General features: G+C 72.5%; 22 protein-coding genes and 1 pseudogene. 10 read left to right on the forward strand and 13 right to left on the reverse strand.

The window, feature by feature from the left end; all coding sequences use genetic code 11:
- Positions 1-285 precede the first annotated feature (285 nt).
- Positions 286-672 (reverse strand): PPOX class F420-dependent oxidoreductase, encoded by a 387-nt coding sequence (locus tag ACFVHO_RS19245; RefSeq protein ID WP_385715687.1) that lies wholly within the window; start codon positions 670-672, stop codon positions 286-288.
- A gap of 295 nt (positions 673-967) precedes the next feature.
- Between ACFVHO_RS19245 and ACFVHO_RS19250 the strand changes: the two genes are divergently transcribed.
- The gene (locus tag ACFVHO_RS19250; RefSeq protein ID WP_385715690.1) at positions 968-1,600 is read left to right on the forward strand and encodes an RDD family protein; all 633 of its coding nucleotides are present in this window, start codon (positions 968-970) and stop codon (positions 1,598-1,600) included.
- Between the two features lie 88 nt (positions 1,601-1,688).
- Here ACFVHO_RS19250 and ACFVHO_RS19255 read toward each other — a convergent pair whose 3' ends face one another.
- Complete coding sequence (locus ACFVHO_RS19255; RefSeq protein ID WP_385715693.1) at positions 1,689-2,585, reverse strand: NAD(P)-dependent oxidoreductase; 897 nt, start codon at positions 2,583-2,585, stop codon at positions 1,689-1,691.
- A 155-nt stretch (positions 2,586-2,740) separates the two neighbouring features.
- On the opposite strand from ACFVHO_RS19255, the gene ACFVHO_RS19260 reads away from it, so the two are divergent.
- A complete protein-coding gene (locus ACFVHO_RS19260) occupies positions 2,741-3,778 on the forward strand; it encodes a GlxA family transcriptional regulator (RefSeq protein ID WP_385715695.1) in 1,038 nt (345 codons plus the stop codon).
- A 168-nt stretch (positions 3,779-3,946) separates the two neighbouring features.
- The gene (locus tag ACFVHO_RS19265; protein WP_385715698.1) at positions 3,947-4,693 is read left to right on the forward strand and encodes a class I SAM-dependent methyltransferase; all 747 of its coding nucleotides are present in this window, start codon (positions 3,947-3,949) and stop codon (positions 4,691-4,693) included.
- 11 nt (positions 4,694-4,704) lie between these two features.
- Here ACFVHO_RS19265 and ACFVHO_RS19270 read toward each other — a convergent pair whose 3' ends face one another.
- Positions 4,705-5,016 (reverse strand): hypothetical protein, encoded by a 312-nt coding sequence (locus tag ACFVHO_RS19270; protein WP_385715701.1) that lies wholly within the window; start codon positions 5,014-5,016, stop codon positions 4,705-4,707.
- A 160-nt stretch (positions 5,017-5,176) separates the two neighbouring features.
- Here ACFVHO_RS19270 and ACFVHO_RS19275 point away from each other — a divergent pair, with 160 nt between their 5' ends.
- The 3 genes from ACFVHO_RS19275 to ACFVHO_RS19285 all read left to right on the forward strand — a co-directional run bounded on the left by ACFVHO_RS19275 (position 5,177) and on the right by ACFVHO_RS19285 (position 7,790).
- Positions 5,177-5,587 carry a tautomerase family protein gene (locus ACFVHO_RS19275; protein ID WP_385715704.1) on the forward strand — a complete coding sequence of 137 codons (411 nt, stop codon included), beginning with the start codon at positions 5,177-5,179 and terminating at the stop codon, positions 5,585-5,587.
- A 96-nt stretch (positions 5,588-5,683) separates the two neighbouring features.
- A complete protein-coding gene (locus ACFVHO_RS19280; RefSeq protein WP_385715707.1) occupies positions 5,684-6,700 on the forward strand; it encodes a DUF5954 family protein in 1,017 nt (338 codons plus the stop codon).
- A 295-nt stretch (positions 6,701-6,995) separates the two neighbouring features.
- Entirely contained in the window at positions 6,996-7,790 is a 795-nt protein-coding gene (locus ACFVHO_RS19285; protein WP_385715709.1) for a thioesterase II family protein, read from the forward strand.
- A gap of 40 nt (positions 7,791-7,830) precedes the next feature.
- Here the strand turns inward: ACFVHO_RS19285 and ACFVHO_RS19290 are convergent, their stop codons facing one another.
- Entirely contained in the window at positions 7,831-8,706 is an 876-nt protein-coding gene (locus ACFVHO_RS19290) for an SMP-30/gluconolactonase/LRE family protein (protein WP_385715711.1), read from the reverse strand.
- A gap of 143 nt (positions 8,707-8,849) precedes the next feature.
- Here ACFVHO_RS19290 and ACFVHO_RS19295 point away from each other — a divergent pair, with 143 nt between their 5' ends.
- Together ACFVHO_RS19295 and ACFVHO_RS19300 are read left to right on the forward strand one after the other, a co-directional pair.
- Positions 8,850-9,191 carry a hypothetical protein gene (locus ACFVHO_RS19295; RefSeq protein WP_385715713.1) on the forward strand — a complete coding sequence of 114 codons (342 nt, stop codon included), beginning with the start codon at positions 8,850-8,852 and terminating at the stop codon, positions 9,189-9,191.
- A gap of 273 nt (positions 9,192-9,464) precedes the next feature.
- On the forward strand, positions 9,465-9,908 hold the full coding sequence (locus tag ACFVHO_RS19300; RefSeq protein ID WP_385715715.1) for a protein phosphatase: 444 nt from the start codon (positions 9,465-9,467) through the stop codon (positions 9,906-9,908).
- Between the two features lie 23 nt (positions 9,909-9,931).
- Here ACFVHO_RS19300 and ACFVHO_RS19305 read toward each other — a convergent pair whose 3' ends face one another.
- On the reverse strand, positions 9,932-10,516 hold the full coding sequence (locus ACFVHO_RS19305) for a rhodanese-like domain-containing protein (RefSeq protein WP_385715718.1): 585 nt from the start codon (positions 10,514-10,516) through the stop codon (positions 9,932-9,934).
- A gap of 104 nt (positions 10,517-10,620) precedes the next feature.
- Here ACFVHO_RS19305 and ACFVHO_RS19310 point away from each other — a divergent pair, with 104 nt between their 5' ends.
- Positions 10,621-10,902 (forward strand): metal-sensitive transcriptional regulator, encoded by a 282-nt coding sequence (locus ACFVHO_RS19310; RefSeq protein ID WP_380836350.1) that lies wholly within the window; start codon positions 10,621-10,623, stop codon positions 10,900-10,902.
- Between the two features lie 29 nt (positions 10,903-10,931).
- Here ACFVHO_RS19310 and ACFVHO_RS19315 read toward each other — a convergent pair whose 3' ends face one another.
- Both ACFVHO_RS19315 and ACFVHO_RS19320 read right to left on the reverse strand, forming a co-directional pair.
- Positions 10,932-11,762 carry a sulfite exporter TauE/SafE family protein gene (locus ACFVHO_RS19315; protein WP_385715721.1) on the reverse strand — a complete coding sequence of 277 codons (831 nt, stop codon included), beginning with the start codon at positions 11,760-11,762 and terminating at the stop codon, positions 10,932-10,934.
- Positions 11,759-13,219 carry a rhodanese-like domain-containing protein gene (locus ACFVHO_RS19320; RefSeq protein ID WP_385715724.1) on the reverse strand — a complete coding sequence of 487 codons (1,461 nt, stop codon included), beginning with the start codon at positions 13,217-13,219 and terminating at the stop codon, positions 11,759-11,761. Before ACFVHO_RS19320 ends, ACFVHO_RS19315 begins: the two co-directional genes overlap by 4 nt.
- Positions 13,220-13,433: 214 nt before the next feature.
- Between ACFVHO_RS19320 and ACFVHO_RS19325 the strand changes: the two genes are divergently transcribed.
- Complete coding sequence (locus ACFVHO_RS19325) at positions 13,434-14,687, forward strand: FAD-binding protein (RefSeq protein ID WP_385715727.1); 1,254 nt, start codon at positions 13,434-13,436, stop codon at positions 14,685-14,687.
- 10 nt (positions 14,688-14,697) lie between these two features.
- Here ACFVHO_RS19325 and pulA read toward each other — a convergent pair whose 3' ends face one another.
- The 6 genes and pseudogenes from pulA to ACFVHO_RS19355 form a co-directional block, all read right to left on the reverse strand.
- Positions 14,698-17,394 (reverse strand): pullulanase-type alpha-1,6-glucosidase, encoded by a 2,697-nt coding sequence (gene pulA, locus ACFVHO_RS19330; protein ID WP_385715730.1) that lies wholly within the window; start codon positions 17,392-17,394, stop codon positions 14,698-14,700.
- Positions 17,395-17,529: 135 nt separating this feature from the next.
- Positions 17,530-18,882 (reverse strand): annotated as a pseudogene (locus ACFVHO_RS19335) (alpha-amylase family protein); the annotation flags it as partial.
- Between the two features lie 196 nt (positions 18,883-19,078).
- On the reverse strand, positions 19,079-20,143 hold the full coding sequence (locus tag ACFVHO_RS19340; protein WP_385715732.1) for a LacI family DNA-binding transcriptional regulator: 1,065 nt from the start codon (positions 20,141-20,143) through the stop codon (positions 19,079-19,081).
- Entirely contained in the window at positions 20,131-21,795 is a 1,665-nt protein-coding gene (locus ACFVHO_RS19345) for a glycoside hydrolase family 13 protein (protein ID WP_385715735.1), read from the reverse strand. The genes ACFVHO_RS19340 and ACFVHO_RS19345 overlap by 13 nt, the downstream gene beginning before the upstream one ends.
- A gap of 58 nt (positions 21,796-21,853) precedes the next feature.
- Complete coding sequence (locus tag ACFVHO_RS19350; RefSeq protein ID WP_385715960.1) at positions 21,854-22,762, reverse strand: sugar ABC transporter permease; 909 nt, start codon at positions 22,760-22,762, stop codon at positions 21,854-21,856.
- A gap of 5 nt (positions 22,763-22,767) precedes the next feature.
- On the reverse strand, positions 22,768-23,646 hold the full coding sequence (locus ACFVHO_RS19355) for a carbohydrate ABC transporter permease (protein ID WP_385715737.1): 879 nt from the start codon (positions 23,644-23,646) through the stop codon (positions 22,768-22,770).
- Positions 23,647-23,836: the final 190 nt, after the last annotated feature.

Genomic DNA, 23,836 nt, shown 5'->3' on the forward strand with positions numbered 1-23,836 from the left:
CAGGCAAGGGTGACCATCCGGCGGCACGTTGATGCTCGTCGGTACAGGTCTTCAGGATCCCCTCCATCGTGCCGTCCGGTTGGGGCACGGAAGTCAGACTGCGGGCCGGACTATCGGCCCACGACCGGTGTAGTCCTGACAGGGGCAGCTCATCCTCGGGTAGGAGACGCAGATAATCGGTGTAGGTCTCATGTACCAATGCCACCGAATCGGTGTGATCTGCGTCTCTCGGGCGTCAACTTGCCCGCAATATGGCCCAATTCGGTACACAGGCCGCGTCTTTGATCACGGAACCAGGGTGAGACGGATACCCACGGTGCCGCGCACCCCTCGCCGCAGCCTGCTGCCGAGCAGGACCACGATCCCTGAGAACCCGTACTTCCGTGCGATGAGTCTGCGGTAACGCGCAGTCGTCGTCGAGTCACAGATCTCGGCCGTGGCCGGAACCTGATCGCCCGTGGGGTTGCCGCGCACATCGCAGGGACCGACGAGAACGTCCGTCCGACGGCGGATCCGCTTCACCTTCCAGCTGTCCGTGACCGTCCAGATCCCGAGCGCGTCGCCGTCCCGCACCACCCAGACGGGCGTCGGCACCCCCGTGCCGTCCTTGCGGTAGCTGGTGACCAGTACGTACTTGCCGTCGGCGAGGTCATCGAGGCGTGTGGTGTCCATGCCCGGAGTGTAGGTACGGGACCTCCAGGAGCCGTCGATTCACTCGCGGAGAGCGCGGGGAGGGCCCAGCGAGGGCGTGGGGAGCGTGCGCGGAGCAAAGCCTCCGGAATGCGCCCCACGCGCTCCGTGTGTCCTTCTTCGCGCCGGTCGCTTCGGCGTCATCTTGACGCCATGGCAACGGAGTTGGAGGACGGGAGTGCCCCGAGATCGTCTCGATTGACCGGGTGAGCGACGGCTCCGGTGTTGCTATCGTCACGGAGTCAGACCGGGGGGTAGCAGTCTTGGGGGATCATCTGTGCCGAAGTTTCGCCGTGTCGGCGCCTGGCTCATCGACTTCGCTTTGGTGGTGGCGGCGGCCTGGGGGCTCGCGGTCCTGACCTTCAACCGCATCTCGGCGCTCATCACCGATGTGCCCGAGCTGGTGACCAAGGGAAGCTGGCACTTCGTCAAGTCCGGGGGCGACGCCCAGGGAGCGGCCGGCAAGATGGTCGACTCGCTGTGGAAGGACGCCGTCGGCTACATCCAGCAGGGCTTCCTCGCCCTGGTCGTGCTCACGTTCCTCTACCAGTGGCTCACGCTCAACTTCACCGGCCGGACCCTGGGCAAGGCCCTGATGGGGCTGCGCGTCACCCCGCGCACACCGTCGCGCACGGCGCTGCGGGCGGCCGTCACCACCTCGGCCGACGTCGCGGTGTACGCCCTGGCCTGCTGCATGCTGGTGCAGGGCTGGCTCTTCCTGTCCGTCCTGTGCTGGATCGCGGCGGTCGCCCTGTTCCTGCTGAACGTGCTCCCGGTGCTCTCGCGTTCCTCCCGCTCGCTCGCGGACCGGGTCGCCGGTACGTCGGTGGACTCCCCCGGATTCACCGGGCTGCCCTCCGCCCGGCGCGCGCCCGAGCAGCCGCAACCGGACCTCACACGGAGCTGGTGACGGCGGTGGCGTCGGCCCGGGCGGGCCGACGCCACACCGTGTCGCGGGCGCCGGGCCGCCCGCTGCTCCGGGCCCGGGTGCCCGACGCCTACCGGGCGGTGGCCCCGCCCTTCCCGCGCAGCACCTCGATCACGCTCGCGTAGCTGTCCCCGCCGTGGCCCAGCGCCTTCGCCCGTTCCATGCTCGCCTTGAGCAGCTCGGGCAGCGCGTTGTCGACGCCCCGGTCGGCCGCGGCGTGGATGAGGTGGTCGATGGTCGCGATCTGCACGTCGACGGTCGCGTCGTCGCCCGGGTAGTCGCCCTCGTCGATCTGCGCCGCGTACCGCGTGAGGAAGCCGCTCACCGCGCCGCCGAGCCAGCGGTTCGCGAGCACGGTGTAGTCCGCGGCGGCCACCTTGTCGGCGCCGACGAGCGCCGTGCCGTGCAGCCAGCCGTTGAAGGTGGCCCACATCAGGCCGAGGAGCGCGGCGTCGTACAGCGAGGCGACCGCCGGGTCCGTGCCCAGGAACAGCGCGTCGCCGAGGACGTCCAGGGTCTCCTTGTGCGCGGTGAAGGTGTCCTGCGAACCGCTGTAGAGGAACATCATGTCCGGGCTGCCGACGCCGGGCGGCGTGGTCATGATGGCGCCGTCGAGGTAGGTGGCACCCCGCGCCTCGGCCCAGTCCCTGAAGTCGCGGGCCTGCTCCGGCGATCCGGAGGTCACGTTCACCAGGGCGCGGCCCGCGAGCCGGTCGGCGACCGGGTCGAGCACGGTGTGCAGCGCGTCGTAGTCGAGGACGCAGGCGATCACCAACTCGGCGGCGGTCACCGCCTCCCCGGGCGTCGCCGCGACCGTCGCGCCGCGCTCGGCGAGGGCCTTGGCCTTCTCGGGCGAACGGTTCCAGACGGTGGTCGGGTGGCCGCGCTCCAGGAAGGCGGCGGCCAGGGCCGTGCCCATGTTGCCGAGTCCGATGACGGTCACGGGGGCGCGTCGTTCTGCGCTCATTGCGTCGTAACTCCTAGAAGATCCGCCTTCGGGCGGCTGATCACGTTGATCACGTACGGACCACCTTCGCAGCGCGCCGGGGGCCACGACAGTGACGGTGGTGACGGTGGTCACCAAATTCCTGCCAGCCCGGCGGGCGTCGTATCCTCGCCCGCATGAGCGCTGGTTCCGTCGCGGTGGTCGTGACCGAGGAGATCGGGGTCCCGTCGTGGGACCTGTACGAACTGAGCATCCCGTGCACGGTGTTCGGCAAGCCCCAGCCGGATCTGGCCGACTCCTGGTACGACCTGTGGCTCTGCGGCATCGGCGGCGAGGAGGACGGCGCCGCCGCGCGGTCCGGCTTCTCGCTGCGCACTCCGTACGGGCTCGACGACCTCGTGCGCGCGGACACCGTCATCGTGCCGTCGGTGCCCGACGCCTGCGTCGAGGAGGGCGCGCCGCTGCCGCCGGGCCTCGTCGCCGCGCTGCGCCGCGCCCACGCGGCGGGCGCCCGCATGGTGTCGCTGTGCACCGGCGCCTTCGCGCTCGCCGAGGCGGGCATCCTCGACGGCCGCAGGGCCACCGCGCACTGGATGCACACGGCCCAGCTCGCCGCCCGCCATCCGCGGGTGGAGGTCGACGACTCGGTCCTGTACGTGGACGACGGCGACGTCCTGACCAGCGCGGGCCTGACCGCGGGCCTCGACCTGTGCCTGCATCTCGTACGCCGTGACCTCGGCGCGCACGTCGCCAACCAGCTCGCCCGCCGCATGGTGGTGCCCGCCCACCGGCCGGGCGGACAGGCCCAGTTCGTCGATCTGTCGGTGCCCGCCACGGACGACGCGGGGCTGAGCCCGGTCCTGGAGTGGGCCCGGGAGCGGCTCGACCAGCCTTTGACGGTGACGGATCTGGCGCGCCGCGCGGCGATGAGCCCGCGCACCTTCTACCGCCGCCTCCAGGCAGCCACCGGCACGACCCCGCTCCAGTGGCTCCTCAACCAGCGCCTCGCCCGCGCCCAGAGCCTCCTGGAGTCCACCGGTCTTCCCGTCGAGAAGGTCGGCGAACTCAGCGGTCTCGGCACGGCGAACAACCTCCGCCACCACTTCCTCAAGCAGGTCGGGGTGTCCCCCAGCGACTACCGCCGCGCCTTCCCGCAGCCGGACTTCGCATCCGTCGCGAAACCCGCTCCGGCGGCGCCCCCGATACCCGCCTGACGGCGTTCGACGGGGCCCCACGGCGACGGACGGGCACGGTCCGGGGTCCCCCCTCCCACACCCCGCCCGCTCCCCGCACAAGCCCGCCCACGCACCCGCGCCACCCCATCTGACCTGGGCTTTCATGCGTACCGTCGATATTCTTGGCCCCTCGCGAAAGGGGTTCGGATGGACCGGAACATACGCACCGTGGACGACGTACTGAAGCTCCTCGACGGGCTGTTCGCGCCGGGGGCCGACCGCTGGACGGCGGACGCGGCCGACTGGTGGGACGGCTTCTACACCGACCGGTCCAAGCCGGTGCCGTTCTTCGTGGCGAAGCCCGACGCGAGCCTCGCCTCGTACGTCGAACGCGGCCTGATCCGGCCGGGTCGCGCCCTCGACCTGGGGTGCGGCCCGGGCCGCAACGCACTGCACCTGGCCGCGCTCGGCTTCGAGGTGGACGCCGTCGACGTCTCGCCCGCCGCACTCGCCTGGGCCGGGGAGCGCGCCCGCGAGGCCGGGGCCGGGATCCGCTTCCACCTCGGCGACGCGTTCGCCCTCGACCCTGCCACGCTCGGCGGACCGTACGACCTGGTCTACGACTCGGGCTGCTTCCACCATCTGCCGCCGCACCGCCGCGTCAGCTACCTCGCCCTGCTGGACCGCGCCCTCGCGCCCGGCGGCCACTTCGGCCTCACCTGCTTCGCCGCGGGCGGCATGGGTTCCGAACTCCCCGACGCGGACCTCTACGGCGGCTCCGGACTCCAGGGCGGCCTCGCCTACACCGCGGAATCGCTCCGCTGGATCTTCTCCGACCTCACGGAGGTCGAACTGCGCCGCATGCGCGACGAGCCGCCCGAGTCCGCGCACTTCGGCGAGGCGTTCCTCTGGACGGGGCTGTTCCGCAGGGACGCGCCGGACGCCTCCGCGTAGGGCGCCGCCGCCTACGGCACGTCGGTCTCGGCCTCGTCGTGGTCGCCGGTGCCGCCCCCGCCGACGCCGCGGCTGCGCGCGAACAGGGTCGTCCCGGCGACTACGAGCCCGATGGCCACGAGCTTCGCCGCACCGTGCAGCACCGCCAAGTGGCCCTCGACATCGAACCCGCCGAGGAAGAGGACGAGCGCGCCGCCGACGCCGAGCAGGACGAGGACGACCCCGCCGACCGCACCGAGACCGGCCCACCACGGCGCGTCGAGCGCGGTGTTCGCCCCGTCGGCCCCGTTCACCGCGTCGGCCGTCTTTCCCTTGTCGGACACGTTCCGCCTCTCCCCCGGGCCTGCTTGATCGTTTCCCCGGACGCCGACGGTAGCGCCTGCGCGGCGATCGGGAAAGTTGCTGTACCTACTAGTGTGTACAGTACGTGTGGAGCGGGGCCGACACCCCCGCGCCCCAGGGACCAGCGAAGGGAACACTTCCATGCCTTTTGTCCGCATCGACGCCCTGGAGGCCGGCCCCGACCGCCTCGACGCCCTCGGCCGGGCCGTGCACGACGCGCTCGTGGAGGCCATCGGCATCCCGGCCGACGACCGGTTCCAGGTGCTGAACGGCCACCGCGGCGGGGGCAGCACGCTGCGGTACGACGACTACCTCGGGGTGCGCCGCGACAGCGGCATCGTGTACGTGGCCATCACGATGCGCTCCGGCCGCACCCCCGACCAGAAGCGGGCCCTCTACCGGCGGATCGCCGAACTCGCCCACGAGTACGCCGGAACCGAGCCGCGGAACGTGTTCGTCACCGTGACCGAGAACGCGTCGATCGACTGGTCGCTCGGCGACGGAGAGGCGCAGTACGCACAGGCGCCGCCCCGGAGCGAAGACCCCCTATAGGGCACGCCCGCCCCGTGCGCCCGGCATTCGACCCCTTCGTCATGCTCCCGCGTGACGCGGCCCGCGCGGGGCTTCGCGAGTCGGGACAATGCACCCATGCCTGACGACTGGAAGCGGCAGATCGACGCGCTGCACAGCGACTTGGTCCGCCGTGACGACCCGGCCGCATGGGTCAGCGAGGCCGACGCGGTGGACGCTTCGTACCTGTACCCACAACTGGCGGTGCGCGGGCCGGTCTTCGGGCTCGCCGCCCGCGGGACCGGCGCCGGGGAACCCTGGCGGCTGCTCGGGGACGTCACCGACGGCACCCCCCAGCAGGCCCGGGACGGCCTCAACTCCCTGCTGTGGTTCAAGGCGAAGGACGACACCGAGGACCGCGAGCAGCGGCGCGCGCTGCTCGCGGCCGTGTCCCGGCTCGAACGCGAGCCGGTCAACGAGGTCACCGTGCTCGGCACCCGCTACCGGGTCGTCCGCGGCGACGAGTTCGCCCGCGCGGGCGAGGACGGCCTCGAACCGCCCCGGCCCACCGACCCCGAACCGGCCGACGCCTCCTGGGAGGACCGGCCGGGCCCGCCCTCGCAGGACGTCGGCTTCACCCTCGGCCCGAACAGCACCGAAGGCCTGATGGCGGGGGCGCTGCGCATCGCCCTGCGCGGCTTCACCTACTCCGGCGGCCACCTCCCCGCCGCCTTGCGCGAGGACTCCGAGCGGGCCGCCCGGGACTATCCGGAGGTCGTCCTGCTCCCGGTCAGCTTCGGCGTCGCGGAACGCCGGGGCGAGCGGTGGCGGCCGCGCGGCGCCCTCATGCCCACCCCGCACGACGCCCGCAGGCTCCTCGTCCACGGCATGACCGAGCTGTGGCCGCTCCTGTACGACTTCGACGCCATGGAACGCGCCGAGTTCCTCAGCGCCGCCCAGGAGTTCAAGACCGCGGGCCGCGCCAACCAGGTCGTCGTGCGCGACCGCTGCTTCCGCATCTGCCGAGTGGAACGGATGGTGAGGGTCGGCGCCGACGGACCCGAGTCCGCCCGACCCTCGGACATGGAGACGACGGAGCCGATGAAGCTGCACCCGACGATGGACGAGGACGGGGTCATCCACTACGAGGACTGAGGACGGGGTCATCCACTACGAGGACTGACGGCCGACGCGTCCGCCTCCGCCTCCGCCTTCTACGGCAAACCATCACAAAGCAGCACCATCACCGCACCGGCACCGGACTGCCCCCGCGCCGCCCCGCGTCCGGGCGACCGGACATCTGTGTGTACGTGGCATCGGTGCGGGGTAGCGCTTCGGGCGCCGACCGAACCGCTACCCCGGGTTGCGGCACTTGCCCCGCTTCTGGTTCCGTCGCGCGGGCGACCACTTGAACCGCGGCCCGACCGCCTAGCTGCTCGACGGAGTGCTGATGACCACCGAATCGAACCCCACCGCCCACCGTCCCGGTGGCAACTCGGCCGCTCCCACGCCCCGTTGGCTGCGCCGCACCCAGCCGCGCCCCGGCGCCCGCACCACCCTGGTGTGCTTCCCGCACGCGGGCGGCACCGCCTCCTTCTTCTCGCCGTGGGCGCGACTCCTTCCGCTGGACGTGGAGCTGGTCGCGGTGCAGTACCCGGGGCGTCAGGACCGGCTCGCGGAGCGGCCGATCGGCACCATGACGGAGCTGGCCGACGCGGTCACGGAGGCACTGCGGGCCGGGGTGCGCGCCGATCGCGAGCTGGTCTTCTTCGGCCACAGCATGGGCGCCGCGCTGGCCTGGGAGACGGCGCTGCGCCTGGAGGCGGGGCCCGGGCCCGCGCCCCGGCAGGTCTTCGTGTCCGGTCGTCAGGGCCCGCGCCGCCAGCGCCCCGGGACGGTGCACCTGCTGCCCGAGGAGCGGCTCGTCGACGAGATCAAGCAGCTCGGCGGCACCGACCCGCAGCTCCTCGACGACCCCGACGTGCGCGAGATGGTGCTGCCCGCGATACGCGCCGACTACCGCCTGATCGAGACGTACCGGCCGGACCTGACGGCGCGGCTGCGCTGCCCCATCGGCGTGTTCACGGGCGACCAGGACATCGAGGTGTCGCCGGAGGACGTGGAGGCGTGGCGGGACGCGGGCAGCGGTGACTTCTCCGCGCTGGTGCTGCCCGGCGATCACTTCTACCTGGCCGACCAGGCGGAGCGCGTCATCTCCTCGATGTTCGCGAGCCGGACCGTCTGAGGCTCGGGTGGCATCCTGGGACGGCCGCGTCTCCCGGACGTCAGCCCGCGAAGGCCGTCCCCGGCAGCCCTTGGCCCGCGTCCTGGACCACGAGGACCGAGCCCGCCATCGGGTGCGGGCGGTCCTGACCGGTCCTGGCCGTCGTGACGTACAGGTCCCGCAGGCCCGGGCCGCCGAACGCACACGCGGTGGGGCGCGCCACCGGGAGCCGCAGGACGCGGTCCAGCGTGCCGTCCGGGGTGTAGCGCCGCACCTGCCCGCCGTCCCAGAGCGCCACCCACACACAGCCGTCGGCGTCCACGGTGAGCCCGTCCGGGAAGCCGTCCGAGTCCGCGATCACGGCGAACTCACGGCGTTCGACGGGGCGTTGCCCGTCCATGCGGCAGACGTCGACGCGTCGGGTGGGGCTGTCCACGTAGTACAGGAGGGTGCCGTCGGGGCTCCAGCCGGTGCCGTTGCTGACGGCCACGTCGGGGAAGACCTCGGTCGCCGTGCCGTCCGCGGTGACCCGTGTGAGGGCGCCGCCGCCGGGTGCCTCGTCGTAGCGCATGGTGCCCGCCCACAGCGCGCCGTCGGGGGCGACGGCCGCGTCGTTGCCGCGGCGACCGGCGACCGGGTCGCGCACCAGCCAGGAGAAGGCGCCGTCCGGGGCGTAGAGCCCGATGCCGTCGCGGAGGTTGACGACGAGGCCGCCGCCGACGCGTGGCTTCGCGGCGCCGACGTGCTGTTCCGTGGCGAGCACCGTGCGGTGGCCGCTCGCCGGGTCGTAGGTGTGGACACGGGAGTTGAGGATGTCCACCCAGATCAGGCGGTCGGCGGCCGGGTCCCAGGTGGGCCCCTCGCCCAGCTCGGCCCACTCGTGCACCGCGACCTCGACGCCCGGCTTCCAGTCCGTCACCGTCTCACCCTTCGCCACTGCTCCGCCTCTCGTCAGGGCCTCGTCCCGGATCGTCCCGGCTCATTCGGGCTCGCTCCGGCTCGTCCAGGCTCGTTGCGGCTCATCCAACCCCTCCGCCCCGTCGGCGGCGAGTACGCGGGCATGCCGGAGACCCGTTCGGCGTGCGAACTCGTGTCGATCGCGGCCTCGTTCATCGATGGTGCGTCGATGAGGGCGGCATCGGCACGGTACTGGGCGCCGTCGTCGTCGGCCAGAGGTCCGGCGTGCGCGACGACGGCGGGTCAGGCGTCGGTGGCGGCACCGACTACGGGCAGGTCGCCGGAGCGGGGGTCCTGCTCGTGGCGGTCGGGGTCGGTGTGCTCAGGGCACGGGGGGCGGGGCGGTGGGACCCCGTCCGGTGGGCGGGGCCCACGCGGCGTATCAGCGTCCGCGTGGTCGGTGCGCCCCGCCTGACACTCGGCGGTGTGGCCGTCGGCGCGCACGCGCGGGCCGACGCGAAGTGACCGGCCACTGCCGGACAGATGCATTCCACCCGGCCGCAGTACGGGCAGACAGGAACCATGGTTGTCATGCGTGTCAATATGCCCTGTCGAAGTCAAGATTCCGTTAGAACCAGGTGAGTATCGGCTAGGACGGGACGACCATTGTCCCTTTGATGTGCGAAGTGCTCTGTGACCTGCGGCGCCGTGAGTGCGGCGGTTCGCCCGGAGCGCAACTCACGCCGCGCTGCCGCCTTTCTCCGTAGGGTGATCATGTGACGGAGATTGGGAGATCGTGTGGCTGAGACCTGGAGCGAGACCGCCGAGGGCGTGCTGCGGCTGCCCTCCGGCCGACTCGTGCGCGGCCGGGGACTCCGGCGCCCGCTGCCCGCGGGGCCCGAGCCGATGTTCGCCGTCCACCTCCAGGGCAAGCCGCCACCCGAAGTGCCGTGGGACGCGCGCTGGTTGCGCTGGCCGGACTTCTGGCTGCCCACGGACCGGATCGCGGCGCGGCGAATCCTCGGCGAGGCCTGGGCGCGCGCCGCCACTGAGCGGGTGGAGATCGCCTGCGGCGGCGGGTACGGACGCACCGGAACGGCGCTCGCCTGCCTGGCCGTGCTCGACGGCGTCCCGGCCGGGGAGGCCGTCGCCTATGTGCGCGCGCACTATCACCGCCGCGCCGTCGAGACTCCCTGGCAGCGGCGCTACGTACGCGACTTCGGCACCGCCACCGCCGACTGACGCGGCGTCGGGACGCTCCGCCGTCAGCGGTTCAGGGCGGCGAGCGTGGCGCCCAGGTCGGTGTCGCGGGGGCGGTTGTGCGGCAGCCTGGCCAGGACGGCGGCCAGGCCGCAGGTGTCCGTGACCGCGGAGAAGACCAGGCCCGCGGCGATGGCGGCCGACAGCCACAGCGCGTAGGGCCACAGCAGGCCGAGGGCCAGGCCGGTCAGGACCAGCGACCCCGCGGCCAGGCGGACTTGGCGCTCCATGGCCCAGGTGGCGCGGGCCGTGCCGCGGGTGCGCTCGACGTCGTATCCGCGCTCGGTCCAGCCGGAGGTGCCGCCGGTGAGCGTCGTGGCGGGGACGCCGTTCCCGGCCAGGGTCGCGCAGGCCCGGGCGGAGCGGTTGCCGGAGGCGCACACCATGAGGAGTTCCCCGCGTGCCGCCGCGGCCCTGAGGGCGGGCAGGGCTTCGGGGAGGCGTTCCAGGGGGATGTTGTGGGCGCCGGGGAGGTGCCCGGAGGCGAATTCGCCGGGGGTGCGGACGTCGACGACGGCCAGTTCGGCCAGGCGGTGGCGGGCCTGGTCGGCGGTGAGCGCGGTGGGGGACGGCACGGGGGTTCCCTTCATCGGATGCCTTGAGGGCGCCTCGGGCGACGCCTTGGGGATGTCTTGGTTGATGCGTGCACCACTCCCGTACGGTACCCATAGGGGTATCCAGATCGGAGTGAGCAGTGGAATTGACGATGGCGGCCGAGGAACTGAAGACGGCGGTCAACCGGCTGCGCCGGGCCCAGGGCCAGATCAACGGCGTGATCAAGATGATCGAGGAGGGGCGGGACTGCGAGGACGTGATCACCCAGCTCGCCGCCGCGTCCCGGGCGTTGGACAAGGCCGGATTCGCCATCATCGCCACCGGCCTCCAGCACTGCCTGACCGACGCGGAGTTGGCCGAAAGTGGTGACCGGGAGCGGATGCGGGCCCGGCTGGAGAAGCTGTTCCTGTCGCTGGCGTAGGACGGCCCCCACGGTCCGCACGGCCCCCGTCACCCCCAGCCGCCGCTCGGGACGATCGCGTCCACTCCCATCGCGGCGGCCACCGCGAGCAGTGCGACGGCGAACGTGCGCCGCAGCGCGGCCCCGGTGAGCCTCGCGGCGAGCCGTTTGCCGTCCCACGCGCCGAGGACCGCCGCGCCGGTGAAGGGCGCGACCACGCCCCAGTCGAGGCCGGTGGTCGTACTGCCGCGGGTGACCAGCGAGGCAACGGAGTTGACGGCGATGACCAGCAGGCTGGTCCCGGTGGCGGCCCGCATCCCGAAGGCGAGGACGGTGACGAGGGCCGGTACGACGAGGAATCCGCCGCCGACGCCGAGCAGCCCGGTCAGCGCGCCGAGCCCGGCACCGGCACCGGCCGCCCGCGCCGGCCGCGCGGCTCCTGCCCCCGCGTGCGCCAGGTCTCCCGAGCCGCCCTCGCGCTCCGCCCCGCCGCCACGCCCGCGCTCGGCCCCGTCCGCACGCCGCCCCACCCGCAGCATCAGCACCCCCGCGACCCCCGCCACGGCGGCGAACGCCGCCGTCAGCACCGGCTGGGGCAGCCTGCCCGCAACCGCCCCGGCCCCGGCGGCGGGCAGGATCCCCGTCGCCGCGAACAGCGCGCCCGCCCGCCAGCGCACCTGCCCGGAGCGGGCGTGGGCGTACAGGGCCGTGGCCGAGGTGACGGCGACGATCAGCAGGCTCGCGGTGGTGGCGGCGGCCGGGGTGAAGCCCAGGAGGTAGATGAGCGCGGGGACGGCGAGCATGCTGCCGCCCCCGCCGAGCGCGCCGAGGGCGAGGCCCACCACGGCCCCGGCGACCAGGGCGAGGACGAGCGGGCTCACGCGCGGGTACAGGCGTGGCCGTCGTGGACGGGCAGTCCGGCCCGGGCCAGCGCGTCCTCGGCGAACACGTCGTCGACCACGACGACCGCGCGCCCGGCGGCGGCGAGGAGCGACGCCCCGATCGCCGCGCGCAGCCCGCTGCCGCAGTGCACCCACACCTCGCCGTCCGGCACGTCGCCGCGGCGGCCGTGGAGTTCGTGGAGCGGCACGTGCGCGGAGCCCTCGATGTGGGCGTCCGTACGCTCCGAGGCGCGGCGCACGTCGAGGACCACCACGTCGTCCCGTTCCTTGCGGGCCGCGGCCAGGTCGGCGAACGTCGCCCGGGGAAAGGACCCGAGGGGCTCCCCCGCACGCACCCAGCGGCCGGGGTCGCCCGTCGCGCCCGCCGCCGGACGGTCGATGCCCACGCGCACCAACTCCCGCTGGGCGTCGGCCAGCTGGCGGGGCGACTCCGCGAGCAGCGTGACCGGGGTGCCCCACGGGATCAGCCACGCCAGGTAGGTGGCGAGCTTGCCCTCGGCCTCGAAGTTGAAGGACCCGACGACGTGCCCGGCGGCGAACGCCACCCGGCCGCGCAGGTCCACCACCCACTCCCCGGCGGCGAGGCGCGCGGCGATCTCCGCGGCGTCGGCGGGTGCGGGCGGGGTCAGGTCGACGGGCGCGGGACCCACCGCGTTGGCCGGGCCCATGTGGGCGTAGTACGCGGGCACGTCGTCGAGACCGGCGAGCAGCTCGGCGACGAAGGTGTCCTCGTCCTGGGTGAGGGCCGGGTTGGCCGTGCGCTCCGCGCCGATGGTGGTCGCAGTGCCCTCGGACCGCGTCGCCGAGCAGAAGCTGCCGAAGCCGTGCGTGGGCAGCACGCGCACCGCGTCGTCCAGTTCCCCGGCGAGGCGGTGCGCCGAGGCGTGCTGGGCGCGGGCCAGCGGCTCGGTGAGGCAGGGCTCGACCAGGTCGGGGCGGCCCACCGTGCCGATGAGCAGGGAGCCGCCGGTGAACGCGGCGGTCGCGCGGCCGCCGACCGTCAGTACGTACGACAGGTGGTGCGGGGTGTGGCCGGGCGTGGCGACCGCGCGCAGCGCCACGGCCTTGTCCGGCCGCGACGCCCTGCCCGCCCCGTCCGCCTCGTGTGCCTCATTCGTCCCGTCTGCCCCGCCCGCCTCGTCCACGCACACCACGTCGCCGTCCACGACCGGCTCGTGGGGGAACGACACCGGGGCCCCGGCGGGCACCAAATACCGCGCGCCCGTCACGCGGGCCAGCTCCAGGCCGCCGCTCACGTAGTCGTTGTGGACGTGCGTCTCCGCGACGTACGCGATCCGCACCCCGCGCCGGGCCGCCAGCGCGATGACCCGGTCGATGTCGCGCGGCGGGTCGACGGCCACAGCGGTGTCCGGGCCTCCGGCCAGATAGCTGCGGTTCCCGAGGCCCTTGAGTTCGAGGGTGTCGACGAAGAACACGACTGTCACTCCTTTTCCGCGTCCGCCCTTCCCGGGCTCCGCTCCAGCCCGTCCGGGTGCCGCTTCCACCCGTCCGGGACCGCAATCCGGGGCCATTACCCCCGGGGGTATTCACTCCTTACCTCCCACCATACCCAGGGGGGTATTTTCGACTGCGTCCGGGTGGGCACGATGGCCGGTATTGGACCGGGCAGCCCCAGGAGGAACGACGCGCATGAGTGCCGACGACGTGCTGACGAACTGGGCGGGGAACATCGCCTTCACCGCCCGTGAGCTGCGCCGCCCCGGCTCGCTGGAGGAGCTGCGGGCGCTGCTGACCGGCTCCCGGCAGGTACGGGTGCTCGGCAGCGGGCACTCCTTCAACCGGATCGCCGACACCGACGACCCGGACGGCACGCTCGTCTCCCTGGCCGGGCTCCCGCCCACCGTGGACGTCGACACGGCGGCGCGCACGGTGCGGGTCGCGGGCGGTGTCCGGTACGGGGAACTGGCCCGCCGTGTGCACGCGGCCGGGCTCGCGCTGCCCAACATGGCCTCGCTCCCCCACATCTCGGTCGCGGGTTCGGTGGCGACGGGTACCCACGGCTCGGGGAACTCAACTCCGCCCCTGTCGTCGTCGGTGTGCGCGGTGGAGCTGATGACGGCGGACGGCGGGCTCGTCACCCTGCGCCGCGGGGACGCCGGGTTCGACGGGGCCGTGGTCTCGATCGGCGCGCTCGGCGTGGTGACGGCGCTGACCCTCGACCTGGAGCCCGCGTACGAGGTGGCCCAGCACGTCTTCGTGGACCTCCCGCTGGCGGGGCTCGACTTCGACGCGGTGACGTCGGCGGCGTACAGCGTCAGCCTCTTCACCGACTGGCGCGGTCCGCGCTTCACGACCGTGTGCCTCAAGCAGCGGGCGGGACACGGAGTCGACTTCCCGTGGGCCGCCCCGGCCGCCGAACCGCGTCACCCCGTTCCCGGCGCGTCCGCGGCCAACTGCACCCGGCAGCTGGGCGTCCCTGGCCCGTGGCACGACCGACTGCCGCATTTCCGCGCCGACTTCACACCCAGCAGCGGCGCGGAGCTGCAGTCGGAGTATCTGCTGCCGCGCGCCGACGCGCTGTCCGCGCTGGAGGCGCTCGACGCCGTCCGGGAGGCGATCGCGCCGGTCCTCCAGGTCTGCGAGGTCCGCACGGTCGCGGCGGACACCCAGTGGCTCAGCCCCACCTACGAGCGCGACTCGGTGGCGTTCCACTTCACGTGGTCGCCGGACCCGGCCGCCGTCCTGCCGGTGATCGCCCGCACCGAGGAGGCCCTGGCCCCGTTCGCGCCCCGCCCGCACTGGGGCAAGGTCTTCCGTACCCCTCCGGCACGCCTGCGCGAGGTCCACCCGCGCCTCGCGGACTTCGCGGCGCTCGCCGCGCGGCTCGACCCGGCCGGGACGTTCCGCAACGCCTTCGTGCGGAGCGTCCTCGGCCGGGACTGAGCGGAGGCCGTCAGCCGCGCCGGAACACCGCGACGGTCCGCGCCGGGACCCGGAAGGTCCCCGAACCCTTCGCGTACGCGGCCGACTTGACCACGGGGTCGGCTCCGCGCGCCTGCGTGGGATGCAGCGCGTACGCGTTCCCCTTCAGGGCCTCGACGTGCTGGGTCTGCTCCTGCGGAGTCGCGTTGAAGACGACCACGAGGGAGCCGAGGCGCATGGTGATGACGCCGGGCTTCTCCCCCGGGGTGCCGGACACCGGGAAGGACAGCTCCCTCTGGACCCGCTCTCCGGTCGCGAGGGAGAACTCCGGCTCGGTGGCGCGCAGCCGCAGCAGATCACGGTACGCGGCTCCGGCACCGCGGATGTCCGCGCAGCCCGGGGCGAGCGCGGGGTCCGCCAACAGGGGCTTGGCGTAGGACCACTTGGGCTTGTTGTCGGCGGCGGGCGGCAGGCCCCGGCCGAAGCCGTTGCCGTCGAGGCAGTCCCAGTGGAGGGCGTTGAACCAGTCCCCGCTGTCGTAGGAGTTGCGGTCGAGGGACTTGGAGCGCAGCAGGTCGCTGCCCGCCTGGTACAGCGCCGGGCCCTGCGAGAGGGTCGCCGTGGCCGACGCGAGGACCTGCATCCGGGCCCGGTCGGCCGCCGACACGGAGCGCGGGAGCTTGAAGGCGAGGGCGTCGTACAGCGTCTCGTTGTCGTGGGCGTCGGCGTAGGCGAGGGCGTCGCCGGGTGCGGTCGCGTATCCGGCGGGGGCGCCGTTGTAGTCGACGTCGGCGCCCGTGACCCTGCGGCCGGAGGAGTCGGTGAAGGCGTACCCGGCCAGGTTGCCGGTGAGGCCGACCTTGATCAGGTCCTGGTAGTGCAGGAGGCGGGCCTTCTGCTCGGCGGGCGTGCCGTTGGCCTTGGAGGTGTTGGGGTCGGTGTACAGGCCGCTGGCGAAGCCCTGGACGCCGGGGTCATCGTCGAAGGGGCCGCCGCCGCGCACGGCGTCGCGGGCCCGGTCGGAGAAGGTGGCGATGCCGGTGCCCGCCATGTTGCGCTGGGTGGCCTGCTCGAAGCGGGCGTCGTCGGCGACCTCGCCGAAGTTCCAGCCCTCTCCGTAGAGCACGATCTTCTTGCCGTCGACGCCGTCCTTCTTCGGAGTGAGGGCGTCCAGGGCCCTGCGGACGGCGAGGACGTTGGCCTTCGGGTGGTGCCCCATCAGGTCGAAGCGGAAGCCGTCGACCTTGTACTTCGTCGCCCAGGTGACGATCGAGTCGACGACGAGCCTGCCCATCATGGCGTTCTCGGGCGCGGTGTTCGCGCAGCAGGTGGAGGTGGCGACGGAGCCGTCGGCGAGCAGCCGCTGGTAGTAGCCGGGCACGATCTTGTCGAGGATCGACCTGTCGGCCTGGCCGCTCGCGACGGTGTGGTTGTAGACGACGTCCATGACGGTGCGCAGCCCGGTGCTGTTCAGTCCTTGCACCATCTTGCGGAACTCGACGGTGCGCCGGGGGCCTTCGGGGTCGGACGCGTAGGAGCCCTCGGGGACGGTGTAGTGCAGCGGGTCGTAGCCCCAGTTGTAGGCGTCCTTGGCGGCGGCCTTGCCCACGCAGGCCTGCTGTTCCTCGGAGTCCGGCGCGAAGGACGCCACGTCGCAGTCCGGCGTGGCCTGTTCGGACTCGCGCTCGGGAACGGTGCCGATGTCGAACGCGGGCAGCAGGTGGACGTAGGACGTGCCGGACCTCGCGAGCTTCCGCAGGTGCCGCATGCCGGCGGACGTCCGGTCCGTGAACGCCAGGTACTTCCCGGGGTGCTCGGCCGTGCGGTCGGCGATGGAGAAGTCCCGGATGTGCAGTTCCTGGATCTGCGCGTCCCGCAGGGGGGTCGCGGGCGGCTTGCGCAGGGTCCGCCAGCCCTTGGGCGCGAGCTCGGGGTCGTCGAGGTCGACGAGGAGACTGCGGGCGGAATCGGTGGTGAGGGCCGTCGCGTAGGGGTCGGTGACCTTGTTGGTGACGACCTTGCGGACGCTCGGCGCCCACACCTTCACGACGTACCGGTACGGCTTGCCGGTCCAGCTCCTCGGCCCGCTCGCGGACCAGACGCCGGAGTCCGCGTCCCTGCGCATGGGCACGGTCCGGCCGCCGATGTCGAGCCGGACGCCCTGGGCGGTGGGCGCCCACACCGCGAGCGACGGCTTGCCGTGGGTGAAGCCGGGGCCGAGCGGGGCCTTGGTGGCGGCGGGGGCGTAGACGTCGTCGAGCACGCCCTGCGTCTGTACGCCGGTGGCGGCCTTCAGGGCGCCGTCCGACGCGCGCTGCACCGCGACGAGCTGGCCGGTGAGGGCAGTCCGGATCCGGTCGCGGTCGCGCGGGTCGACGCGGAAGGCCTGGTACGTCTTCAGGTGCGGGTACTTGGCCCGCTGGGCTTCGGTGAGGCCGCCGGGCACCGGGGCAAGGCGGATGCGGTGGCCGCCGCCGGTGAGCTCGCCGTCCTCGACGGTCATGCCGCCGCGCCGCGCGTACACCAACTCGGTGGCAGCGGAAGCGCGTTCGCCACCCGTGTTCCAGGCGACGGTGTCGCGATCGATCCACTGCGCCTCGGCCTTGCCGAGGTCGGGGGCGGCGGGGGTGGTCGGTCCGGGTGCCGCCGCCGCGCCCGTCAGGGGCACGGCGGCGGCGACCAGGACCAGGCTCACTGCGGCGGCAGTGCGACGTACGAAGCCGGTCACGAGGGTGTGTTCTCCTTCGGTGTGGTCAGCAGTACCTGAGCGACTGCGGTTCGATGGCGCCCCGAAGGGGCGCGGGGAACTGCGCGACCAGCCACAACGGCCCCGCAGACTCACGACGGCCGAGAGTGCACCTCATCCAGCGGAGCACTTCGCACCGGCGTACAGCGCGAGCGCGGTGCCGGGCGCAACGGAAGCCGTGAAGCGGCCGTCACCGCCGACGGTGACGTTCCTGCCGCTCTGCACGTCGCAGTAGGTCCCCTGCGCCAGGGACGTCTGGAAGGTCCGGTCGAGGGTCGCGCCCTCGTGGTTGATCACCACGTACGCCTTGTCACCGCGGCCAAATGCAATGGCATCGTTGCCGTTGTCCCACCAGTTCGTCACGGCGGTGCCTCGGGCGACGTTGCGCAGCTTGACCATGCCCGCGACCTCGGGCCAGGCGTGCTGGCACTTCCAGCCGTCGCTGTAACAGGCGTTGACCTGACCGCCGTTGGGCGGTCCGGCGTCCCGGTCGGTGAACTCGTAGCCGGAGTGCACGTCCGGGGAGCCGTAGGGCCACGCCAGCATGAAGACGTGCGCCAGGGTGTGGTCGGCGCCGTCCTTGTAGGTGAGGGTGTCGCCGCCGCGCTCGGTGTCGTGGTTGGCGACGAACACGGCGGACTTGCCGGACGGCATGTAGCCCCAGCCCTCGCCGTAGTTCTTCAGGTACGCCAGCTTCTCGCTCGTGAACACGCGCTTGAGGTCACGGGCGTAACGGAACTCCTGCACGTCGCCGGTGCCCAGGTACTCGTCCGGCGAGACGGCCTCGCCCGCGCCGAAGATCGCCTCCTGCTTCCAGTAGGCGTTCGGGTCGCTCAGGCGCGACTTGATGTTCTTCAGGTCGCCCGCCGCCATGTGCTTGGCGGCGTCCACGCGGAAGCCGTCGACGCCGAGGGAGAGCAGGTCGTTCATGTAGGCGGCGATGCGGCCGCGTACGTAGTCCTCGCCGGTGTCGAGGTCCGCGAGGCCGACGAGCTCGCACTCCTGGACGTTGGTGCGGTCCTGGTAGTCGGAGATCTGCGCGGTGCAGTTGTCGAGGTCGGGGCGCGAGTAGATGCCCGGGTAGCCGTACTTCGTGTACGAAGTGCCGCCGGTGCCGGTGCCGTCGCCCGCCGCCATGTGGTTGATGACCGTGTCGACGACGACCTTCACGCCCGCCGCGTGACAGGTGTCGACCATGCTCTTGAAGGCGGACCGGTCACCGAGCCGACCCGCGATCTTGTAGCTGACAGGCTGGTACGACGTCCACCACTGCGGGCCCTGGATGTGCTCCTGCGGCGGCGACACCTGGACGTAGCCGTAGCCGTCGGGGCCGAGCCGGTCCGTGCACGCCTTGGCCACCGAGGCGAACTTCCACTCGAAGAGCACGGCGGTGACGTCCTTGGCGCCGGGCGGGGCGGCGGCGGCCTGCGGCGCCCCGCCGACCAGGCTGCCGCCGACCCCGGCGAGCAGGGCGACGGTCGCGGCCCGGGCCTTGCGTCCTGTTGCTGGCTTCCTGCGCGTACGACGTGTCACGGGGGCCTCCTGCGCGGGTGAGGTGGGGGGCCTTCTCCGGCAAGGCGACGTACCCGTCAGGCCGTTGAAGGTTGTTGCAGCAAGATTGCGGCAGTGTTTTCGCCCGTGACCGTACGACCGTCAACCATCACGGTCAACCCTTGGGACGCACCTGGGCCGTCGAGCCTCGTACGACGAGTTCCGGCTGGAACACGAACTCGGTGCGCTGCACGGGATTTCCGTTGATCTCCTCGAGGAGGGCGCCGACGGCGGCCGACGCCATCGCCTGCACGGGCTGGCGCACCGTGGTCAGCGGCGGGTCCGTGAACGCGATGAGTGGCGAGTCGTCGAAGCCCACCACGGAGACGTCGCCGGGCACGGTGAGGCCGCGCTCCCTGGCCGCCCTGACGGCACCGAGCGCCATCATGTCGCTGCCGCACACCACGGCGGTGCAGCCGCGGTCGAGCAGCGCCCCGGCCGCGGCCGCGCCGCCCTCGACGGTGAACAGCGTGCGCCGCACGAACGGTTCGGCCTCCCCCTGTGCCAGGCCGACGTACTCGTGCAGCGCCGCAGCGAACCCCTCCGCCTTGCGCCGCGAGGGGACGTAACGGGTCGGGCCGATGGCCAGGCCGATCCGTTCGTGCCCGAGGTCCACGAGGTGGCGCACCGCCATCCGCACGGCGGCGCGGTCGTCGGCCGAGACGCAGGAGACGGGGATGTGTGCGTTGTAGCCGTTGATGAGGACGAACGGCACGCCGCGGCCCGCGAGTTCGAGGTAGCGCCCGTGGTCTGCGCTCGCGTCGGCGTGCAGCCCGGACAGGAACACGATGCCGCTGACACCGCGTTCCTCCAACTGTTCCACCAGTTCGTCCTCGGTGGCGCCGCCCGGCATCTGGGTGCACAGCATGGGCGTGTAGCCGTGCCCGGCCAGGACCTGCTCCACGACCTGCGCGAAGGCCGGGAAGATCGGGTTGGTCAGCTCGGGGATGACCAGGCCGACCAGGCCCGCGCTGCGGCGCTTGAGCCGCACGGGCCGTTCGTAGCCGAGCACGTCGAGGGCGGCGAGGACGCGCCGCCGGGTCGCGGCGGCAACGCCCGCCTTACCGTTGAGGACACGGCTCGCGGTGGCCTCGCTGACCTCCGCCTGGGCGGCGATGTCCGCGAGCCGCGGGGCGCCCCGTTCGGCGTCCCGCGGCGGGGAGGTCGTCACACCGCCCACCAGACGGTGGTGTCGGCGGGCAGCTCCACCTCACCCCCGGCCACCTCGACGGGGCCGCTCGCGAGCAGCATCCGGCCGGGCACGGCGATCCGTACGGGCGCCCCCGTGGTGTTCGCGGTGCACGCGAACTCCTCCCGCCGGAAGGCGAGGACACCGGCGGGAGCGTCGGTCCACTCCAGGTCGTCGCCCGCGCCGAGACCCGGCTGCGTGCGGCGTGCCCGCAGGGCCGCGCGGTAGAGCTCCAGCGTCGACGTCGGATCGCCGGTCTGCGCCTGGACGCTCAGCTCGCCCCAGCCCGCGGGCTGCGGCAGCCAGCTGCCGCCCGCGCCGAAGCCGTACGAAGGACCGTCGACGGTCCACGGGATCGGCACCCGGCAGCCGTCGCGGAACCCGTCCTGCCCCTGCGCCCGGTGGAACGAGGGGTCCTGGCGGACCTCGTCGGGCAGGTCGGTGACGTCGGGCAGGCCCAGTTCCTCGCCCTGGTAGAGGTACGCGGAGCCGGGCAGGGCCAGCATCAGGAGCGTGGCGGCGCGGGCGCGGCGCAGGCCGAGGGCGCGGTCGCCCGCGGTGCGCAGCTGGGTGCCGAGGCCGGGCGGGTTGGCGAACCGCGTCGCGTGCCGGGTCACGTCGTGGTTGGACAGGACCCAGGTGGCGGGGGCGCCGACGGGGCGCATCGCGGCCAGCGAGCTGTCGATGACCGCGCGCAGCTCGGCGGCGTCCCAATGGGTGCCCAGGTACTGGAAGTTGAAGGCCTGGTGCATCTCGTCGGGGCGGACGTAGTGCGCGGTGCGCTCGACGGTGGGCGTCCAGGCCTCGGCGACCAGAACCCTGTCGCCCGCGTACTCGGCGAGGACGTGGCGCCAGCTGCGGTAGATCTCGTGCACGCCGTCCTGGTCGAAGAACGGCATGGTGTCGTTGCCGAGCAGCTTGAGCTGGTCGTGGTGGCCGATGTCGGGCAGTCCCTCGGCCTTGATCAGGCCGTGGGCGACGTCCACGCGGAAGCCGTCCACGCCCATGTCCAGCCAGAAGCGCAGGATGGAGCGGAACTCGTCGCGGACGGCGGGGTGTTCCCAGTTGAAGTCGGGCTGCTCGGGCGCGAACAGGTGCAGGTACCAGTCGCCGGGGGTGCCGTCGGGGTCGGTGGTGCGGGTCCAGGCCGGGCCGCCGAAGACGGACTCCCAGTCGTTGGGCGGCAGTTCGCCGTCGGAGCCCTTGCCGGGGCGGAAGTGGTAGCGCTCCCGCAGGGGCGAGCCGGGGCCGTCCGCGAGGGCGCGGCGGAACCAGTCGTGGCGGTCGGACGAGTGGTTGGGCACCAGGTCCACGATGATGCGCAGGCCCAGGGCGTGCGCGTCCCGGATCACCGCGTCGGCGTCGTGGAGGGTGCCGAACATGGGGTCGATGGCGCGGTAGTCGGCGACGTCGTAGCCCGCGTCGGCCTGCGGCGAGGCGTAGAACGGGGACAGCCAGACGGCGTCGACGCCGAGGTCCTTCAGGTGCGGCAGGCGGGCCCGGATGCCCTCGAGGTCGCCCATGCCGTCGCCGTTGCCGTCGGCGAAGCTGCGCGGATAGACCTGGTAGATCACCGCGTCGCGCCACCAGTCCGTACGCGTGCCGGAGTCGGGGGCGGCAGGGGCAGCGAGATGCTGGGTCATGTGTTCCCTGAGAGGTCGAGTCTGTGGGTGGATCGGCGGATCGGGAGGGGCGTCCGGGTCAGGACTTCGTCGCGCCCGCGGTGAGTCCGGAGACCAGGTGGCGCTGCACGAAGCCGAAGATCACGGCGGCGGGCACGGCCACGATCACGGCCGCGGCGGTCAGCGAACCCCAGTCGCTGGTGTACTGGTTGACGAAGGTCTGCAGGCCGCCCGCGAGCGTCAGGTTCTCCTCGCCGGTCATGAACGCGGAGGCGTAGGCGACCTCGGCCCAGCCGGTGATGAAGCTGTAGAAGGCGGTCACGGCCAGGCCGGGCTTGGCCAGCGGCATGATGAGCCGCCAGAAGGTGCCGAACGGGTTGAGGCCGTCGACGCGGCCCGCCTCGTCGATCTCCACGGGGATGGTGTCGAAGTACCCCTTCATCATCCACGCGGAGAACGGCACGGCGATCGTCAGATAGGTGAGGACCAGGCCCATGGGCTGGTTGAGCAGCTCCATGCTCGCGAGCAGGTTGTACAGCGGCACGATGAGCACGGCGACCGGGAACATCTGCGTGATGAGGAGCAGCCACATCAGGGGCCGCATGCCGGGGAACCTGAACCGGCTCACCGCGTAGCCCGTGGTCGCGGAGATGAAGACGCCGATGACGGTGGTCAGGCCGACGACGAACAGGGAGTTGAGAACCCAGTCGAGGAACTTGGTGTCGTTCAGGACGTGGTCGTAGTTGCCGAGCGTGAAGTCCTTCACCAGGGCGGTGGAGAACGCCTCGCTCTGCGGCTTGAACGAGGTGACGAGCAGCCACAGCGGCGGCAGGACCGCGACGAGCGAGGCGATCAGCAGGGTGGTGTGCAGGGCGACGGAGGCGAGTGGGCCGCGCTCGCCGCGCGGCCTCACCTTCTTGGAGGCCGTCGTCTTCGAGGGCAGCGCCTTCGAGGGCGTCGTCTTCGAGGGTGTCGTCTTCGAGGGCATCGTGGTCACCACACCTCTCCTTGCTTGCGGAGCGCGCGGCGGTAGACCACCGCGAAGAGCGACAGGAGCAGCAGGATGAGCACACCCCAGGCCGCGGACCCGGCGAAGTCGCGAGGGCTGACGACGAACGAGAGCCGGTAGGCGTACGTCACGAGGATCTCGGTGGCGTCTCCCGGACCGCCCCGGGTGAGCAGGAAGATCACCGGGAACATGTTGAAGGTCCAGATGGAGCTGATGAGGATCACGGTCGTGGCGACGGACCGCAGGCCGGGCAGCGTGACGTGACGGAAGCGCTGCCAGGGGCTCGCGCCGTCCATCTCGGCGGCCTCGTACAGTTCGCCGGGGATGGACTGGAGCCCGCCGAGCATGGCGACGAGCATGAACGGCACACCGAGCCAGACGTTGACGGCGATCACGGAGATCTTCGCCCAGGTGGGGTCGTTCAGCCACGGGATCGCGTCGATGCCGCCGCCTTCGAGGACCTTGTTGAGGACGCCGTTCTTCTCGTTGAAGAGCAGCCGCCAGGTGAAGACGGAGACGAACGCGGGCACCGCCCAGGGCAGGATCAGCGCCATCCGGTAGAAGGAGCGGCCCTTGAGCTTGCGGTTGAGCATGTTCGCGAGGACGAGGCCGATGGCGAACGACAGGGCGACGCAGGAGACCGTCCAGACGACGGTCCAGGTGAGCCGGTCCCAGAAGACGCCGTCGTCGAGGATCGCCTTGTAGTTGTCCAGGCCGACGGACTCGTAGGTCGCCGGGATGTGGTTGACGCCGATGGTGCGCTCGACGTTCGCCTCGTTGGCGTTCGTCGTCGACAGGAAGACGCCGCGGGCCAGCGGGTAGCCGACGATGACGCCGATGACGATCACCACGGGGGCGACCATGGCCCACGCGTACCAGTGCGTGCTCAGGGCCCTGCGCAGGCGTCCGGGGTTCTTGCCCGGGCGGGGGCCGCGGGCGCCCGCCCCCCTGGGGGCCCCCCCCCCCAGCCCGGGGGGGGCCCGAGCCCAACGCCGCCCGGCATGTTGTCGCGGTTGTGGTTGACCGATGCGGAGCCCCAGTGAGACCCCGCCC

It is taken from the genome of Streptomyces sp. NPDC127108, from assembly GCF_042677545.1.
Classification (GTDB): Bacteria; Actinomycetota; Actinomycetes; order Streptomycetales; family Streptomycetaceae; genus Streptomyces.